Source organism: Enterobacter soli ATCC BAA-2102, from assembly GCF_001654845.1.
In the GTDB taxonomy this organism is placed as follows: domain Bacteria; phylum Pseudomonadota; class Gammaproteobacteria; order Enterobacterales; family Enterobacteriaceae; genus Enterobacter; species Enterobacter soli.
In genome coordinates this window covers 13,943-32,547 of record NZ_LXES01000020.1, presented here as the reverse complement: position 1 = coordinate 32,547, position 18,605 = coordinate 13,943, and the positions used below count along the sequence as shown (strand labels likewise).

General features: G+C 50.4%; 14 protein-coding genes, 5 tRNA genes and 1 other RNA gene. 5 read left to right on the top strand and 15 right to left on the bottom strand.

The features are described from left to right. The 5 genes from M987_RS25035 to M987_RS06965 form a co-directional block, all read right to left on the bottom strand. The coding region (locus M987_RS25035; RefSeq protein WP_003842260.1) for an elongation factor Tu at positions 1–82 on the bottom strand (82 nt) is incomplete at its 3' end. Between the two features lie 118 nt (positions 83–200). Then, positions 201–276, bottom strand: a tRNA-Thr gene (locus tag M987_RS06980). Positions 277–282: 6 nt separating this feature from the next. Beyond that, positions 283–357 (bottom strand) — tRNA-Gly (locus tag M987_RS06975). Between the two features lie 117 nt (positions 358–474). After that, positions 475–559, bottom strand: a tRNA-Tyr gene (locus M987_RS06970). 8 nt (positions 560–567) lie between these two features. Next, positions 568–643: transfer RNA gene (locus M987_RS06965), tRNA-Thr, on the bottom strand. A 319-nt stretch (positions 644–962) separates the two neighbouring features. Between M987_RS06965 and coaA the strand changes: the two genes are divergently transcribed. Further along, a complete protein-coding gene (gene coaA / locus M987_RS06960) occupies positions 963–1,913 on the top strand; it encodes a type I pantothenate kinase (RefSeq protein ID WP_014068447.1) in 951 nt (316 codons plus the stop codon). A gap of 54 nt (positions 1,914–1,967) precedes the next feature. Here coaA and dppF read toward each other — a convergent pair whose 3' ends face one another. From dppF to dppA, 5 genes are all read right to left on the bottom strand, one after another. Further along, a complete protein-coding gene (gene dppF, locus M987_RS06955; RefSeq protein ID WP_014068446.1) occupies positions 1,968–2,981 on the bottom strand; it encodes a dipeptide ABC transporter ATP-binding subunit DppF in 1,014 nt (337 codons plus the stop codon). Next, positions 2,978–3,961 (bottom strand): dipeptide ABC transporter ATP-binding protein, encoded by a 984-nt coding sequence (gene dppD / locus M987_RS06950; RefSeq protein ID WP_014068445.1) that lies wholly within the window; start codon positions 3,959–3,961, stop codon positions 2,978–2,980. Before dppD ends, dppF begins: the two co-directional genes overlap by 4 nt. Positions 3,962–3,971: 10 nt before the next feature. Further along, positions 3,972–4,874 carry a dipeptide ABC transporter permease DppC gene (dppC, locus tag M987_RS06945; RefSeq protein WP_014068444.1) on the bottom strand — a complete coding sequence of 301 codons (903 nt, stop codon included), beginning with the start codon at positions 4,872–4,874 and terminating at the stop codon, positions 3,972–3,974. 9 nt (positions 4,875–4,883) lie between these two features. Further along, positions 4,884–5,903 (bottom strand): dipeptide ABC transporter permease DppB, encoded by a 1,020-nt coding sequence (dppB, locus tag M987_RS06940; protein WP_014068443.1) that lies wholly within the window; start codon positions 5,901–5,903, stop codon positions 4,884–4,886. A 161-nt stretch (positions 5,904–6,064) separates the two neighbouring features. Continuing rightward, positions 6,065–7,672: a dipeptide ABC transporter periplasmic-binding protein DppA gene (dppA, locus tag M987_RS06935; RefSeq protein ID WP_014068442.1), complete on the bottom strand. Its 1,608-nt coding sequence runs from the start codon at positions 7,670–7,672 to the stop codon at positions 6,065–6,067. A 1,032-nt stretch (positions 7,673–8,704) separates the two neighbouring features. Between dppA and M987_RS06930 the strand changes: the two genes are divergently transcribed. The 4 genes from M987_RS06930 (at position 8,705) to M987_RS06915 (ending at position 13,787) form a co-directional block, all read left to right on the top strand. Further along, positions 8,705–9,250, top strand: a complete 546-nt coding sequence (locus M987_RS06930; protein ID WP_014068441.1) for a fimbrial-like protein — start codon at positions 8,705–8,707, stop codon at positions 9,248–9,250. 194 nt (positions 9,251–9,444) lie between these two features. Next, the gene (locus tag M987_RS06925; protein ID WP_014068440.1) at positions 9,445–11,976 is read left to right on the top strand and encodes a fimbria/pilus outer membrane usher protein; all 2,532 of its coding nucleotides are present in this window, start codon (positions 9,445–9,447) and stop codon (positions 11,974–11,976) included. 15 nt (positions 11,977–11,991) lie between these two features. Then, entirely contained in the window at positions 11,992–12,726 is a 735-nt protein-coding gene (locus M987_RS06920) for a fimbrial biogenesis chaperone (protein WP_014068439.1), read from the top strand. Between the two features lie 2 nt (positions 12,727–12,728). Next, the gene (locus M987_RS06915) at positions 12,729–13,787 is read left to right on the top strand and encodes a fimbrial protein (protein WP_014068438.1); all 1,059 of its coding nucleotides are present in this window, start codon (positions 12,729–12,731) and stop codon (positions 13,785–13,787) included. A gap of 310 nt (positions 13,788–14,097) precedes the next feature. Here the strand turns inward: M987_RS06915 and M987_RS06910 are convergent. From M987_RS06910 to M987_RS06890, 5 genes are all read right to left on the bottom strand, one after another. Then, positions 14,098–14,229, bottom strand: a non-coding RNA gene (locus tag M987_RS06910) — RtT sRNA. A 35-nt stretch (positions 14,230–14,264) separates the two neighbouring features. Then, positions 14,265–14,341, bottom strand: a tRNA-Pro gene (locus M987_RS06905). 91 nt (positions 14,342–14,432) lie between these two features. Then, entirely contained in the window at positions 14,433–16,124 is a 1,692-nt protein-coding gene (gene eptB / locus M987_RS06900; RefSeq protein WP_014068437.1) for a kdo(2)-lipid A phosphoethanolamine 7''-transferase, read from the bottom strand. Between the two features lie 259 nt (positions 16,125–16,383). Further along, entirely contained in the window at positions 16,384–17,586 is a 1,203-nt protein-coding gene (locus M987_RS06895; RefSeq protein WP_014068436.1) for an L-lactate MFS transporter, read from the bottom strand. Between the two features lie 238 nt (positions 17,587–17,824). Beyond that, positions 17,825–18,529, bottom strand: coding sequence for an autotransporter domain-containing protein (locus M987_RS06890; RefSeq protein ID WP_014068435.1), 705 nt, complete (start codon positions 18,527–18,529; stop codon positions 17,825–17,827). Between the last annotated feature and the right edge of the window lie 76 nt (positions 18,530–18,605).

Genomic DNA, 18,605 nt, shown 5'->3' with positions numbered 1-18,605 from the left:
GCGTTGTTTTACCATGGTCAACGTGGCCGATAGTACCGACGTTAACGTGCGGTTTTGTACGTTCAAACTTTTCTTTAGACATCGATTGTCCCTCTAAGACACGGATAAATCGGTGATATCACCACATCAACCAGGCGAAATGCCTGAACTGTTGAATACATTTAAATTGAAACAGAGAGAAACGGGAGGGAGAAGTGAAGTGGTGCTGATACCCAGAGTCGAACTGGGGACCTCACCCTTACCAAGGGTGCGCTCTACCAACTGAGCCATATCAGCACGTATTGGAGCGGGCAGCGGGAATCGAACCCGCATCATCAGCTTGGAAGGCTGAGGTAATAGCCATTATACGATGCCCGCATCCTGAAACTCGGCTACCCAGTTCTTTCTGTAACAAAAAAAGAGATTTCTCTCTTTTTATGTTTGAGCTGATTAATTTTTCTAACCAGCTCCGGCGGCATTTACGCTGCCAGAAAGTGGTGGTGGGGGAAGGATTCGAACCTTCGAAGTCTGTGACGGCAGATTTACAGTCTGCTCCCTTTGGCCGCTCGGGAACCCCACCGGACTTGATGGTGCCGACTACCGGAATCGAACTGGTGACCTACTGATTACAAGTCAGTTGCTCTACCTACTGAGCTAAGTCGGCATCAAGTAGCGCGCATTCTATGGAGACATGAGCAGTCATGCAACTAAAAAATTGCATAAAACGTTCTTTCGCTCACATTTTATTCGAAAGAAGGTCTAAACGCTGTAAATTCACCCACTCGCGGTTAAAAATCCAGCATGAATACATGATTTACACCGTATATAGCGTACCGTGATGGCTCCCGCGTAAAGCAGCGCTTCCCTATATTTTTTCTTATTATTCCTGTCATCTGGTGTTAACCTCCTGCCCATTGTCCAAAATTAACTATGTGAAGAGCCACGACCCGGCTGTTTTGTCGCTGGTTCACTGAAACATGCTTATGAGCAAAAAAGAGCAAACGTTAATGACGCCTTATCTTCACTTTAACCGCAGCCAGTGGGCTGCCCTGCGCGATTCCGTCCCTATGACGTTGACGGAAGGTGAGATAGCGCGGTTAAAAGGGATAAATGAAGACCTGTCGCTGGAAGAGGTGGCAGAAATCTATTTACCATTATCTCGATTGCTTAACTTCTATATCAGTTCCAATTTACGACGCCAGGCAGTGCTGGAACAGTTCCTTGGAACTAACGGCCAGCGTATTCCTTATATCATCAGTATTGCGGGTAGCGTTGCCGTCGGTAAAAGCACCACCGCGCGCGTATTGCAGGCGCTGCTGAGCCGCTGGCCTGAGCATCGCAGCGTAGAGCTGATCACCACAGACGGCTTTTTGCACCCGAATGAAGTGTTAAAAGAACGCGGTCTGATGAAGAAGAAGGGTTTCCCTCTTTCTTATGATATGCACCGGCTGGTTAAATTCGTCTCCGATCTGAAATCAGGCGCGCCAAACGTGACCGCACCGGTTTACTCACACCTGATTTATGACCGCATCCCGGATGGTGACAAAACGGTGGTTCAGCCAGACATCCTGATTCTGGAAGGATTAAACGTGCTGCAAAGCGGCATGGACTATCCGCACGACCCACACCACGTGTTTGTCTCCGACTTTGTCGATTTCTCTATTTATGTCGATGCGCCGGAAGATTTGCTGCAAAGCTGGTATATCAACCGCTTCCTGAAATTCCGCGAAGGGGCATTCACCGATCCTGACTCCTACTTCCACAACTACGCCCAGCTCTCTAAAGAAGAGGCCATCAATGTGGCGACCGGGCTGTGGAATGAGATCAACTACGTGAACCTGAAAGAGAACATTCTGCCGACCCGCGAGCGCGCGAGCCTGATCCTCACCAAGAGCGAGAAGCACGCGGTCGACCAGATCCGCCTGCGGAAATAAGCGGTAAGCAGACATAAAAAAACCGGCGATAATCGCCGGTTTTTTGTTTTCGCATTACGCGTGCGGCTTTTCGCCGTTTTCATCCTGGTCGACGGCAAAGCACGCCACCAGTTGACCACCGTAGTCTTTCAGCTGCGGCTGCAACTGGGTGCAAGGGCCGAAGCGACGACGGCAACGGGCGTTGAACGCACATCCCGGAGGCGGATTCAGCGGGCTTGGCAGCTCGCCGGTCAGCTTAATGCGCTCACGACGGTCGTCCGGGTTCAGACGCGGTGTTGCAGACAGCAGCGCCTGAGTATATGGATGACGAGGATTATTAAAGATCTGATCTTTTGTCCCCTTCTCGACACACCGCCCCAGGTACATCACCATCACTTCATCCGCAATATGCTCAACAACAGACAGGTCGTGTGAAATAAACACGTACGACAGCCCCAACTCCTGCTGCAAGTCCATCATCAGGTTAAGCACCTGAGCACGAACGGAAACGTCGAGCGCCGAAACCGGTTCATCAGCAATCACCACATCCGGGTCCAGCATCAGACCACGAGCGATAGCGATACGCTGACGCTGGCCGCCAGAGAACATATGCGGGTAGCGGTCGTAGTGCTCGGTTTTAAGCCCGACTTTCGCCATCATCGCCAGCGCTTTTTCACGACGCAGTTCTTTGCTCAGGCTGGTGTTAATCAGCAGAGGCTCTTCGAGGATCTGCCCTACTTTCTTACGCGGGTTCAATGAACCGTACGGGTTCTGGAACACAATCTGGATTTTCTGGCGACGCAACTTCTGCGCATGCGGATCGTGCTTGAGCAGATCCTGCCCCTGGTAGTAAAGCTCACCACCGGTAGGCGTTTCGATCATCGTCAGCAAGCGGCCCAGCGTGGATTTCCCGCAGCCGGACTCGCCTACCACCGCCAGCGTTTTACCGCGCTCCAGGGTGAACGATACGCCATCAAGCGCTTTTACCAGGCGCTCAGGCGCGAACATCCCCTTCTTCACCGGGTAGTGTTTTTTCAGATCGATGGCCTGCAACAGCAGTTGTTGCGTGGCGGCCTGTTGCGTACTCATAGTGTTGGCCTCCCGGCATCATCGAGTGGGTAGTGACATTTGGACTGACGGCCGTCCCCCAGCAAGGCAAGCTCTGGCTCCTCGGTGCGGCATTTGTCCGTTGCGTACGGGCAGCGCGGGTTCAGCAAGCAGCCCTGCGGACGGTCATATTTGCCCGGAACAACACCCGGCAATGACGCCAGACGCGCTTTGTCCTGCGCAAACTCCGGCAGCGCACGCAGCAGAGCCTGAGTATACGGATGACGTGGCGCACGGAAGATGTCGTTCGCTGCGCCCGTTTCCACAACCTGCCCGGCATACATCACAATAATTTTGTGTGCCGCTTCAGCCACCAGCGCCAGGTCGTGCGTAATCAGTACCAGCGCCATGTTCTCTTTCTGCTGCAACTCAAGCAGCAGTTCGATGATTTGCGCCTGGATGGTTACGTCCAGTGCCGTTGTCGGTTCATCGGCAATCAGCAGTTTCGGTCGACAGGCAATGGCCATCGCAATCATAACGCGCTGACTCATACCGCCGGAAAGCTGGTGCGGATACACGTCCAGACGTGAACCCGGGTCGGGGATCCCCACCTGCGTCAGCAGGTCGATGGCACGCTGACGACGGGTTTTCTTGTTACCGCCCTGATGCACCTTAATCGCTTCCATAATCTGGAAACCAACGGTGTAACATGGGTTAAGGCTGGTCATCGGGTCCTGGAAGATCATCGCCACTTCAGCACCGACCAGCTGGCGGCGCTGTTTTTCGGAAATGCGCTTCAGATCCTGACCGTTGAACTCCAGGCTTTCCGCCATCACGCGGCCCGGATAGTCAATCAACCCCATAATCGCCAGGGAGCTGACCGATTTACCCGAACCTGACTCCCCTACAATGCCGACCACTTCGCCCTGATTTACGCTGTAGCTGATGCGGTCCACGGCGCGAAACGGTGTGCCTTCGTCACCGAAGTGCACCGATAATTTATCTACATTTAATAACGCCATCTCGTGCCTCTTACTGCTTCAGTTTGGGATCAAGTGCATCACGCAGACCATCACCCATCAGGTTAAATGCCAGCACCGTCAGCAGAATCGCCAGACCCGGGAAGGTGACGACCCACCAGGCGCTTTGCGCGAACTGCAACACGTCGGAGAGCATGGTGCCCCACTCCGGTGTAGGCGGCTGCGCACCCATGCCAAGGAAGCCAAGAGCGGCCATATCGAGAATGGCGTTAGAGAAACCGAGCGACGCCTGAACGATCAGCGGCGCAAGGCAGTTCGGGAAAATGTTAACGAACATCTGACGCATTGCGCCGGCACCCGCGACGCGAGAAGCGGTAACGTAGTCACGATGCACTTCCACCAGCACCGCCGCGCGCGTTAATCGCACGTAGTGAGGCAGTGCCACGAAGGTCAGCGCAAGCGCTGCGTTACCTATCGACGGGCCGAATATCGCGACCAGAACCAGTGCCAGAAGCAGGCTTGGCAGCGCCAGCATGATGTCGACAATACGCATGATGATGTTATCAACGATGCCGCCGAAGTAGCCGGCCACCAGACCGAGCACGACGCCCATGATCAGCGACAGCACAACAACCAGACAGCCGACCAGCAGTGACAGCCGCGCGCCGTACATCAGACGCGACAGTACATCACGGCCCACGTCATCGGTGCCCAGCAGGTGGGCAAAGCTGCCCCCTTCCTGCCAGAATGGCGGCGCCAGAAGAGAATCACGGAACTGATCCGCCGGGTTATACGGCGCGAGCACGTTCGCAAACACCGCAATCAGGATCATGATAGAAACATACACCAGCCCTACCACTGCGCCTTTATTGCGTTTGAAGTAGTGCCAGAATTCCTGCAACGGCGTCATTGGAACCGGTGCAGCGACAACTTTGTTTTCAGAAACCTGTGACATGATGGCCCCTTACTTCTTATGACGAATACGCGGGTTCACCACGCCGTACAGCAAATCGACCAGCAGGTTGACGAGGATAATCATCGTCGCAACCAGCAGCACACCGCCCTGCACCACCGGATAGTCACGGCGTTGCAGCGCATCAATCAGCCAACGTCCAAGCCCCGGCCAGGAGAAGATGGTTTCGGTCAGGATAGCCCCTGCCAGCAACGTCCCGACCTGCAAACCGATAACGGTAACAACCGGCAGCATTGCGTTACGCAGCGCGTGAACGATGATGACGCGCATCCGGGTCAGGCCTTTCGCGCGGGCAGTACGGATGTAGTCCTCGCCCAGCACTTCCAGCATCGATGAACGGGTCATACGCACGATAACCGCCAGAGGAATGGTGCCCAGCACCATTGCAGGCAGGATCATGTGGGCCACTGCATCGATGAAGTTACCCGGCTCACCCCAAATGGCCGTATCGATCAGCATAAAGCCGGTCAACGGATTGGAGTCATCAAGGAAGACCATATCGCTGACGCGTCCGGAAACCGGCGTCAGGTTCCACTGCACCGACACCAGCATAATCAGCATCATGCCCCACCAGAAGATAGGCATGGAGTAACCGGTCAGCGCCAGACCAACAGCAGTATGATCGAAAATAGAACCACGCTTAACGGCAGCCAGTACCCCGACCGGAATACCCACCGCAGTGGCAAAAATCATGGCGCAGACACCAAGTTCCAGCGTCGCTTTAAAACGCGGCACGAACTCGTCCCACACCGGAAGACGGCTTTTCAGCGAAATACCTAAGTCACCGTGCAACACACCCCAGATATAGTTGAGGTATTGCTGCCACAGCGGCTTGTTCAGACCAAGCTCCGCCAGCAGTTGTGCATGGCGTTCAGGGGAGATACCACGCTCACCCGCCATAATCATTACCGGATCGCCGGGGATCATATGAACGAAGGCAAAAGTGAGAAGGGTGATACCGATAAACGTGGGGATAACAAGTCCCAGACGTCGGAGGATGAACTGCAACATAACCCGGATTCTCTCTGATGACGCACGACAAACAGCGTGACGTCTGTATTGCTCACAAATGTAAATTCCCTCTCCTTATGGGAGAGGGTTAGGGTGAGAGGAGACATGCACGCCCCTCACCCCTGCCCTCTCCCTAAGGGAGAGGGAGAACACCCTACTTATTATTCAACAGATACGTTTTCGAAGTGATGTTTGCCCAGTGGATCAACCACGTAGCCTTTCACTTCTTTACGCACTGGCTCGTACACGGTGGAGTGAGCAACAATCAGCGCCGGAGCCTGATCGTGCATGACAACCTGAGCTTGTTTGTAGAGTTCAATACGTTTGTTGTGATCGTCGGTCGCACGCGCCGGCTGAATCAGGTCTTCAAACGGCTTGTAGCACCAGCGAGAGTAGTTGGAACCGTCTTTCGCAGCCGCACAGCTGAACAGGGTTGCGAAGAAGTTGTCTGGATCCCCATTGTCGCCAGTCCAGCCCATCATCACAGCCTGATGCTCACCCGCTTTGGCGCGTTTCAGGTACTCGCCCCACTCGTAGGTCACAATCTTGGCCTGAACACCGATCTTAGCCCAGTCAGCCTGAACCATTTCAGCCATACGGCGTGCGTTCGGGTTGTACGGACGCTGTACTGGCATCGCCCACAGCTCAACGGTAAAGCCTTTATCCTGACCTGCTTCTTTCAGCAGCGCTTTCGCTTTCTCAGGATCATAGGTGTAGTCTTTAACGTCGTCGTTGTAGCCCCACATTGTTGGTGGGATCAGGTTCTTAGCGGCAACGCCTGCACCCTGATAAACCGCTTTGATGATCGCTTCTTTGTTTACCGCGTAAGTCAGCGCCTGACGCACTTTCACGTCATCAAACGGTTTCTTCTCGGTGTTGAAGGAGAGATAGCCCACGTTCAGGCCAGCCTGCTCCAGCAGGTTGATGTTTTTGTCCTGCTTCATACGCGCGATATCAGCCGGGTTCGGGTATGGCATAACCTGGCACTCGTTTTTCTGCAGTTTTGCGTAACGCACAGAGGCGTCTGGGGTGATGGAGAACACCAGGCGGTCGATCTGAGGTTTAGTACCCCAGTAACCCGGGAACGCTTTATACAGAATGCGAGAATCTTTCTGGTATTGCAGCAGCTGGAATGGGCCAGTACCGATTGGGTCCAGGTCCACTTTCTCCGGGGTGCCCGCTTTCAGCATGTTGTCCGCGTATTCTTTAGACAGAATAGACGCGAAGTCCATCGCCAGGTCAGCCAGGAATGGAGCTTCCGGGCGGGTCAGCACGAACTGAACGGTTTTATCGTCAACTTTTTTCACTTCAGAGATCAGATCTGGCAGACCCATCCCTTCGAAGTATTCATAGCTGCCGCCAGACACTTTGTGGTACGGGTTCTGAGCGTTTTTCTGACGATCGAAAGAGAACACAACGTCATCGGCGTTAAAGTCGCGCGTTGGTTTAAATTCTTTGCTGTCCTGCCACTTCACGCCCTGGCGTAAATGGAAGGTATAGGTTTTGCCGTCTTCGCTGACTTCCCACTTCTCAGCCAGACCCGGAATGACTTCCGTAGTTCCGGTTTTGAATTCAACCAGACGGTTATAGATTGGTACGGAGCTTGCGTCGTACGTTGTACCAGAGGTAAAGAGCTGTGGGTTAAAGCCTTCCGGCGAGCCTTCAGAACAGTAAACCAGGGTTTTTGCCTGTACGCTTGCCGCGACGGTCAGAGCCACCAGACTCAGACCAAGCTTCAGCATCCCTGACTTCTTCAAGGAAATACTCATTATTCTGCTCCAATGTGATGTTTTGCTTTGTTGTGTTACGCCGCCTGACCTTTATTTATTTTTTACCCGGTCTGGTCGGTGATGCCCGAAGGCGTTAAAGGGATGGAGAATCCTTTCAGAAGAGCCTTTGAGTTGCAGCGCAGATCCTCCCTGAAATGCCCCTCGTGCCCTACAATCTGTCAACAGAATGTGAAAACGTCAATACAGGTGACGGGGATTTACGCTGAGTGTGAGAAACCGCAAACAAAGATTAAAAAAACTTTAGACGCCAGTTTTCAGCAGGGAAATTTATGCTACTCACCATGTTGCAGCACAAATATCTTCATATTCTGCAACATCTAGTGATTAACTTTTATTCAGATTGGGTAAATTTTCTTGCAGAATGGTGATTATCTGAGCACTAAATTCCGCGAACGTTAAAACGCACAGCGAAAAATGCTGAGGTTATCCATAAGCAACGCGAAAAAAGATCAATCTATATATAAAAAAATACAATGGATTATGTCACAAAAAACCAGATTAAAGCGATTTTGGGAAGCTAACGTATATTTACTGGAAAGTCAGACCCTCACGCCATGATGAGACACGTCGCAAGGTGCATAAACTCAACGAGTTAAACACGAAGGTTCTCGTCGCCTTTACCACATTGCTTACCCAGCGGGCACTCTAAGGAACCAGACAATCTGACGCCGACAGATGACGGTAGATCCCCCGTTTTCCAGATGGAGATAAAAAGACACCAGCTGTATCGTGGTGACTATTGTGAAAATATGGTTATCGCTGTTAAACGTGTTTGAAATACTCTTATAAATGCATAAGCATTATCAATAAATCTGGTTCACAATACATATTCGAAGACCACGTAAATATAAACAAATCAACTTAGAAAAACTAAATAATATAATAATTAAAGAGAGCTCTAACCTGCGCAATTCCATGTGCTACATTGTGTGGCCTAGGAAATCCAAGGTTTCCTGTCGAATAAATTTAAAATCAAATATTATATTTTATATAAATAAAGGATTATGCACTATGTTAAAGAAAACGCTGTTAGCTACTGTTGTCACAAGCCTGTTTGCATTTAATGCTTCTGCCGCAGATGAAGGACACGGTGTTGTTAACTTTACTGGTACAGTTATTAGCTCACCTTGTTCGGTGATTCCTGGCGATGATAAAATCGATGTGGATCTTGGGCAAGTGGCTGATGACGTGCTGAATAGCACAAATGACGCAACGTCAGCAGAGTTCAAAATTCACCTGCAAGACTGTATCCTGACCGCTGGCGGTACAACTATTGATAAAGTAAAAGTCACATTTACTTCTGCCAACGTTGATTCAACAGACAGCAGCCTGATGACCAATACCGCCTCCAGCAATAGCGCCACCGGCGTGGGTGTTCGTATTCTGGATGCTTCTGATAAAAAAATCTCCCTGAATTCCGCGACCACGGTCACTTTCCCGAACACCGATGCTAACCAGGAACTGACCTTCCGTGCACGCATGGAAAAAATTACTGGAGGCACCGTTGCCCCGGGTAATGTCTACGCACAGGCTAACTACGTTCTGAGCTACAACTAATCAATCATTCTGTGACCATCGTTCTGACAATATTGCGATAGCATATTTTCTGTCTCTTATTTCTGCGCTGAAACGAAAATAAGCAACCACGCTCGGCGAGCAAGCAACCTGAACGATAACAGTTTGAACACCCTCAGTCGGTGGGAGGAACTCACCGACTGTTTTGGTATCCTTTATTAAAAGAAACGGATTTTATGTATACTTTTATCTCTCATGGGTTTATTCCCCGCAGATTACCCCTTTTAATAAAGCAGACTTTTTATGCGGCAGTCGCGACAATAACGTTAACATCGCCGCTCTATGCTATCGAATTTAATACCGATATGATTGATGCGGAAGATAAACAAAACGTCGATCTTTCGCAGTTTGAAAAAAAAGGTTACATCCCAGCCGGCCACTATCTTGTGCGCGTGCAAATTGATAAAAACACGCTCCCGCAACCTTACAATCTGGAATGGATTGCATCTGACACGGAAAGTGGCTCATCGTTATGCTTAACCAAAGAACACTTAACCAGCTTTGGTTTTGCCGATGATTTCGTCGCCTCACTCCAGCCACTAAACCCACAAGGGTGCCTCGACTTCTCACAGAAAAAAGAGTTGGGTATCCGACTGGAAAAATCCAGCATGACCGTGATGCTAACGGTACCTCAGGCATGGATGAAGTATCAGGCCAAAAACTGGACGCCGCCGGAATTCTGGGATGATGGTATTGCTGGAGTGCTGCTGGATTATAATGTCTATGCCAGCCAATATGCCCCGAATGATGGAGACAGCAGCCAAAGCCTTAGCTCTTACGGTACGCTGGGCTTTAACCTTGGCGCGTGGCGTCTGCGCGCTGACTATCAATACGATCAATCGTTTAGCGACGGAAAATCAGAAGAAAGCGACAGTAGTTTGCCGCGTACTTATCTTTTCCGCCCGATCCCCTCGCTAGCATCAAAATTGACAATCGGGCAATACGATCTTAACTCCGATCTTTTTGATACTTTTCACTTTACGGGTGCCTCGCTGGAAAGCGATGAGCAGATGTTACCGCCCGATCTGCGTGGCTACGCGCCGCAAATTAGCGGCATTGCACAGACGAACGCCAAAGTGACGGTATCGCAAAATGGACGAACCCTGTACCAAACCACTGTCGCTCCCGGCCCGTTCACCATCACCGATCTGGTCAACTCATTACAGGGACAACTGGATGTAACCGTTGAGGAAGAAGACGGAAGAAAGAGCACATTCCAGGTAGGTTCAGCATCTATTCCTTTTCTGACGCGTAAAAACCAGGTGCGGTATAAAACATCCGTGGGTAAACCAACCACCACGAACCAAAATGATATCAATAATCCGCTGTTCTGGTCCGGAGAGATGTCGTGGGGTTGGTTAAACAATGTGTCTCTTTACGGTGGTGCCATTGTCACTGCCGATGATTATCAGGCAACAACAGGCGGTATCGGCTTCAACCTGAATAGTTTTGGTTCACTCTCCTTTGATGTGACGCGCTCTGAAGCCAATTTACGTGATGACAATGAAGGAAAACAAAAAGGTTATAGCTATCGTGCCAACTACGCTAAGCGTTTTGAAAGCACCGGTAGCCAGATTACGTTTGCCGGTTATCGTTTTTCCGATAAAGAATATGTCACGATGAATGAATACATCGCTTCACGTGAAGGTGACGACTCCACATCTAACGAGAAAGAAAGCTATGTGCTCTCTTTTAACCAATATATCGCTCCCCTGGAGTTGAACACCTATCTGAGCGCCACACGTGATACTTACTGGGATGATTCCAGTACAACAAATTACAGTCTGTCAGTTAGCCATAACTTTGATATTGGCAGCTTCAAAAATATTTCAGCCTCTCTGGCGGTAAGTCGCGTCCGTTGGGATGATGACGATGAAAATCAGTACTATTTCTCGCTGACCTTACCGCTGGAGCAGAGCCGTAATGTTATGTATAGCCTGCAACGTTCGGGCAGTGATAGCGCATCACAAACGGCTTCGTATTACGACTCATCAGACCGTAACAACACCTGGAATATGTCGGTTTCAGCCACGAGCGATGAGTTTAGCGATGGCGAACCTTCCGTGCGCGGTGGGTATCAGCATTATTCGCCTTATGGTCGTCTGAATGTGAACGGCAGCGTACAACCAAACCACTATAACTCAGTAAACGTTGGCTGGAATGGCTCATTTACCGCAACGCGACATGGTGCGGCGCTGCATGACTACAGTTCAGGCAACAGTTCCCGCGTCATGGTGGATTCCAATGGTATTCCAGATGTGAAAGTGTCCAATAACAATCGTACCGTAACCAACGCATTCGGTATCTCGGTCGTGCCATCCATCAGTAATTACACAACCACAACGCTCATGGTTGATAACAGCCACTTACCAGAGGGCGTTGATGTCAGCAACTCGGTCATCCGAACAACGTTAACCGAAGGTGCCATCGGATACATGGCACTGGATGCGACAAAAGGTTACCAGATTGTTGGCGTCATTCGTCTGGAAGATGGGCATTATCCGCCGCTGGGCGTCACTGTAACGGATAAAGAAAGTGGCCGGGATATGGGACTGGTGGCAGATGATGGATACATCTACCTCAGCGGGGTACAGGAAAATAGCGTATTACAACTGAAATGGGCGGATAAGGCCTGTGAAATTATACCGCCAAATCAAAGTAATACCGACGGTAGTACGGTTATTTTACCATGTAAGATCGCACATTAATTCAGGACGAAAATAATGAAAATAAACACAATCGCAAAAGGAATTGCTTGCCTGCTAGGTGCAAGCTTTACCGTAAACGCCGCTGTCTCCCCCGACAGAACGCGCATTATCTTTAACCAGGCAGATAAAAGTGTTTCGCTGCGTCTGACTAACCAAAGCAAAACATCGCCCTATTTGGCTCAGTCATGGATTGAAGATAAAGACGGGAAAAAATCGCGCAATTATATTACCGCTATTCCCCCAATGATCCGTCTTGAAGCGGGTGAGCAGGCCCAGGTTCGTTTAATGGGTCAGGCCACCCTGGCGCAACTTCCGACCGACCGGGAAACACTGTTTTACTTTAACATCCGCGAGATCCCCCCTCGCTCGGAAGTCAAAAACGTGATGCAAATCGCCATGCAAAGCCGGCTGAAGCTTTTCTGGCGACCTAAAGCGATTGAAGCCAAAGATGGTCAGTTTGATTTCAGCGACAAGTTTACAATTAGTCGCACAAGCGACGGCTTAACATTAAAGAACAGCACCCCTTATTACCTCACTGTCGGTTACGTAGGCACTACCGGAAAGACACTACTGCCCGATACGAAAAGCATGATGGTTGAACCGTTTGGCCAGGCTGCTCAGGAGGTTAAAAATTTACCGCCGAATTTCCAGATCGGTTTTATTGGCGACTATGGCGGCTTGCTAATGTACAGCGTGAAGTGCAATTCGGTGCAATCCACCTGTCAGACTGAACAGATGAAGAGGGGATAATCATGAAGCTGTTATTAATCTTTGTCACATTTGTTATAGGACTCTTCTCGACCTCTACGTGGGCTGTGGATTGCTATCAGAACAATCATGGCGGGGCCGCTTTGGTCAATACCACCATTACGCCGTTTACCGTACCGGAGAATACACCTGTGGGGAAAAAGGTCTGGGAAAGCGGAGATATTACCGTCACCGTCTATTGTGATAACTCTTCTTATGATCCTAATAATCCCGATCATATCCGCCATGAAAATATTTATGCTTATATATTGGATAGTTTCCATAATACGGATGGTTCGCTTACAAACAACCCTTATTTGGCCTTTGGTGTGACCTATAATGGTGTTGATTATGACATTCCCGACACTAACTTTAACACTGGCGCGTGCGTGGATAGCCATAATGATGAAACCGGAACAACCAACGCAACCGATTGTAATGGTTCCTCTTTTGTAGAACATGTGCAATTTTCTGTGCGTTTTCGCCTGTATGTTAAGCTCAAGAAATTACCGCCCCAACAACATGAAGAGTATACCTTCCCCCCTATTACGGTGTTGACGTTCGATGGCGCAGGCGGAATCAATACCTTACAGGGGGCGAAAAACCTGCATTACACTATTGATGGATTAACTAATATTGACTTCCTTGACTGCAGCGTAAATATAAAAATTTACCCTGAAAACCAGACGGTCGACTTTGGTTCGGTGCTAATTGGGGCAATCGCCTCACAGCCTTCCAGAGCCACTTTTAGTATTTCTGCGCTTAAGGATACAGAGGCGGACTGCACGGAAAAATTTGATGTGACCACCAGCTTCTACACCACCGATACGCTCTATGATGATACCCATCTGGATATGGGGAATGGACTGTTAATGCGCATCAATGACCAAACGGGCAACTATGATATTCAATATAACCAGTATCAAGACTTCGCGACCTACGCGCCCGGCACGCCGGATACGGTGACACATGATTACATTGCAGAGCTCACCAAAAATCCAGGCAAAGATGTGGTCGAAGGGCCATTCAGTAAGGATTTAGTTATCAAGGTGAACTACCAGTAAAACAAACTGGCTCATCTGTGAAAACGGGCCTTATGGCCCGTTTCTCTTTTATGCCCGGCCCTCCAAAAACCATCCTCACGTAATCCTCTTCCTCGCGCTGGTGCATATTGATAGTGGTGTGATGACATTGACAGCAACAGAACACGTAGCACGCTATTTACGCCTTGAACTGCAGGCAACAAACCGGGGTAGTATTTAGCATGGATATGCTGCGGGCAAAGCCCCCACATGAACGATCGCTATCTCCATAAGAGATGGTTTAAGACTGACAAATAAAAAACCCCTGCTCAAAGAGCAGGGGTTTCAAATGTGGTCGGCGAGAGAGGATAACTCGCCACTGCGTGGCTCGCCTTTCGGGCCGTTGCTAAAGCAACGTTCTCTCGCTTTGCTCGAGTCGAACCTCCTTCCCCAGAGATTCTCATCCTCATAAGCTTCAGATGCAAAAAACCCCTGCTCTAAGAGCAGGGGTTTCGAATGTGGTCGGCGAGAGAGGATTCGAACCTCCGACCCACTGGTCCCAAACCAGTTGCGCTACCAAGCTGCGCTACTCGCCGAATGCGGAGCGCATCTTACTGCTGAGGTGCGCCCCCGTCAATCCCTTAAATTAAAAAAGCCATTCAACTGGCGAGAAACTCGCCAGACAAGCTATTGCGCGGCTTTTACGGTGCTATCAGGGAGTTTGCACCAGTTGTTATTTTCGTTAATGCCACCGTTCGGTGAGGTATACCCCAGGCAGCCTAAAATGGTGTCGTACAGTTCAACGTGACGACGCGGAACCTTCATATCTGCCTCTTTCTTCAGATGGGCAAACATCTTCGCTTTCTCCGGGTCTTCCAGATACTTGTCCGACATCCACACCATCATTGGTACGCGGAACTGCTCCGGTGGCGCCATCTTGCGCGGCGTGCCGTGCAGGTGCTCGAACTCATTGATGGATTCACCATGGTCAGCGGCATAGAACACAATCGCTTTCTTATCACGCACCTGGTCAATCACGGTATCAATAAAGTGGTCAACGTAGGTCACCGAGTTATCGAAGGAGTTAATCAACTGCTCTTTGGTACAATCTTTATCTACCCCGACACACTCTGGCGTCCATTTTGCAAAGTTACGTGGATAGCGCTGCGTGTAGTTAAAGTGCGAGCCCTTGGTATGCAGAATAATCATGTGCTTACCATCAGGGTTGCCGTTCAGCGAGTTTTTCATCTCGTCGATAAGCAGCATGTCATCAACATTCTTGCCACGGTTACGCGGCTCAGCACCAATCTGCTCACGATAGGCAATGTTCTGCGCCATGGTGTTGCTGTAGAACCACATCTCGCTTTGCATCGCATAGAGATCGGACGTGAACCCAAGCTGGCGAAGCACTGAGAAAACGTTCTGTTCCTTGAGCGTACGCTGCGGGTTATCGCTTGCCCCACCCTCACGCACAAACATGCAGCGCAGGGAAAGCTTTGTTGCCGTATCGCAAGAGTAGCCACGATACGCGATCAGGTTTTTCTCCTGAGCCAGTTTCGGCGTGGTATCGCGGTTATAACCCAGGATACCCATGTGATCCCAGCGGGTCGTTTCACCGATAATAAAGACGACATAGGTGTCATCGATATCTTTCGGCGCATCATAGGTAAACTTCTTCGCTGGGTTCATCAGCGATTTGTTATCAGAGGATTCATCCACCTGTGCCCAGGCATACAGCCCCAGCGCAGAAATCCAGTTAGACGGCAGATAAGAGTTAGCAACAACGCCGCCGTAGCTTGGCATATCCACACCAGCAGTACGTTCGTCATATTTTTGCTTCACTTCCAGCAGACGAATCGGCCCCCAGACCATCAGCCCGGCCAGCAGTACCAGCGCAACGCTTCGGATGCGTTGTCCTGGCGTACGAAGTTGATGCACCAGCGTATATCGGCAGCGGTTACTCCAGATAAGCAGCAACGGTAAGGCGCTGACGGCAATCACCCAGAGGACAAAATGCAGGCCAACCACCTCTTTCGACAGGTCGATATCCGTGGTCATCACAGAGGCAATAATGCCGTAGCCAATCACCACGTTCATAAAGGTCATGTAATAGCTGGCGCCCGCCGAACACAGCACGACAAACGAGGCCAATACGCGCCACAGGCGTCGACCAAACAGTGAAAGCACACGAAGCAAACAGAATGTAGCCAATACCGCAGCGACTAATTCGACAACCGCTGCAATTCCTTTCCAGACGGTAAAATCTTGCGCGTATCCATCAAACCGACGGAAGAAAACTGCGCCATTCATAAACAGGCCGATGTACAACGCCAGCAAAAAACTCAGCTTTTGTTGTGCCATCGATTTAATGTATTTCATGCAAGCTACCCGGAAAAAGGGACGAGATCGCCGTTCACGTTGAATCAAAAGTGAACAGAATAAAAAATCGCTATGGAAGTCGTTATCGGAAACGTCCACAAACGTGGTAAGTAGACCACAGGGAAAGGGAAAAGTGGCAGCAGAGAGTGTGATCGCGACAGTTTTTTACAAAAAAGAAAATCCGATTTCGGAGGTTTTAAGCCATGCTTCAATGTTACGAACAAAAAAGGCCGGAAACCCGGCCTTTTTGCTGCATCCATTACGCATGTACTTCTTTAAACACTTCGCGCTGAGGCTGACGAATGGTGGTCGACAGTGCCAGCGAAATAATCAGTAACGCGAATATCACACAGAAGGTCACGTAGAACCCGCCAAACAGCGAGGCAATCAGCGAGCCGCAAATGCTGCCGATACCAAAACCTAAGTAAATCACACCGTAGTTTTTCGCCAGGTTATTCAGACCAAAGAATTCACTCACCAGTGACGGGAATACCGTGATGGTGCCTCCAAAATTGAAGGCAACGCAGGCTATCGCGGCAAAGAACGTGGCTTCATTCAGTGGCGCAAAGAGCAGCGCCGCCATCCCCACCAGCGATACCACCTGACCAATGGTGATCACGCGGATACGGGCAATTTTATCGGACAGAATACCCAGCACCAGGCGGCCGGACAGGTTCGCGATAGAGATAACGGTTACCGCGTTAGCGGCGGTGAGCGCATCGAGTTTCACCATCCCCTGAGCAATATCTTTCGCCACGCCAATCACATACAGACCGCTCATGCAGGCCGTCAGGAACATGACTGCCAGCATCCAGTACTGTGGTTTACGCATGGACTGCGCCAGGGTGAAGTCATTCTCCATCACACCATTCACGGATTTTACTTCCTGCTGAGGCGCATCTTTCATCAGCGTTGCCCCGAACAGAATCATCACCAGCACGATAACGCCCCAGATCATGAAGGTTTTCTCAAGACCCACGGAGGCCAGCAGGTGCGAATCGATAAATTTGAAGCCGAGGCTGCCCAGGCCATAAGAGCCGATAGCAAAGGCGGAAATTAAGCCCTTGCGCTCAGGGAACCATTTCACACAGTTTGACAGCGTCAGCAGATAACCCGCGCCGTCTGCCAGCCCCACCAGCACCCCGGCGCTCAGCCACAGCATCATCAGGTTGCTGGAGTGTGCCGTCAGGAAAAAGCCCACACCCAACAAAACGCCGGACGCCATGGTGACACGCTTAACACCAAAACGTTCCTGCAACTTGCCCGCCACCGAGGAGGAAAGCGCCAGGCCAAGACTCAATAAGCCAAAGGAAAACGCCACCTGGCTCACCGGCGCGCCGAGCTTATCGGAAAGAGCACTGTTAAACAGGCTCCAGGTATAGACCGAACCCAGCGCAAACTGAGTCACGATGGTGCCAAATAAGGTCAGCCAGCGAGTGCGGTTGTATGTTGATGTGTTCATGGCAGTTGTCCTGCAAGAGAAATTAAGGGAATTCGCTGAGGACAACGATAAACAAAACCTTAAAACACCTGGGGGAAAACGGCATGAAATGCAGGGGAAACGGAATGAAATGCCTGGAATCAGGAATGAATGACCTTGCCGGGGTCAGGAGCGAAAGCGTGTTAGTGCATACTATCGCTGCAACCCCGACCATTATTGTGCCAAAGATGTTATCGCATCGTTGAAAAAAGTAACAACCCTAAAATTTTGCACTGACACCCAGGGTATACAAAAAGTCTTCGCCGGCAGTGGTGTTATCCGCCTGGGATAAAGAGGCATACGCTGCCATATGTGGGTTAAGTAGCACATCGGCGCCGACAGTCACATCCATCCAGCTACCGTACTGCATCGGCGCGGGTGTCTGAGACATGCCAAACTGCGATTTCCACTGATTTTCACCAAACTGTTGGTTATAGCTAATCTGTGCCCAGGGGCGCAGTTCGCCATATTGCGTATCCACTCGCCAGCCCAGCGAACTGACGCTGGCGTGCCAGAGCGGGTCGGTCAGTGATTGCGTTGTCGTGCTATCACCAAACTCGTTGTACATGTTGGGTGCCGAACCATCGTAACGCCATGCCACGACGGGCCCGGTGGTGATATGGCGAGTGACAGGGAAATTCCACCCAAGGCTCATAGAGCCAGGAAGTTCAGACGACGAATCAGACGGCAGAGTCAGGGCGAGCCCGGGCACATTCTGCGACGTCTTAATACGCTCTGCGAGAATATCTTCATAACGTGGTTGGTGATCGGCGTCCCATGTATAGCGTTCCGCCGTATTACTTTGAGTATCTGAAACGATATATTCCTGTTGCCAGGCCAACGCTGTGTTACAGAAAAACAGACAGACTGAGACACCTGCCAGGCCAAAAACAGCATGGCAGCCACTGATTTTTTTTATCATCATCAAAGCGACTCCAGAAAGAGCCGAATTCGGCGATATTTGTCATTGTTTAGGAAGAGGTATCGGGGCTTAGCCCTGT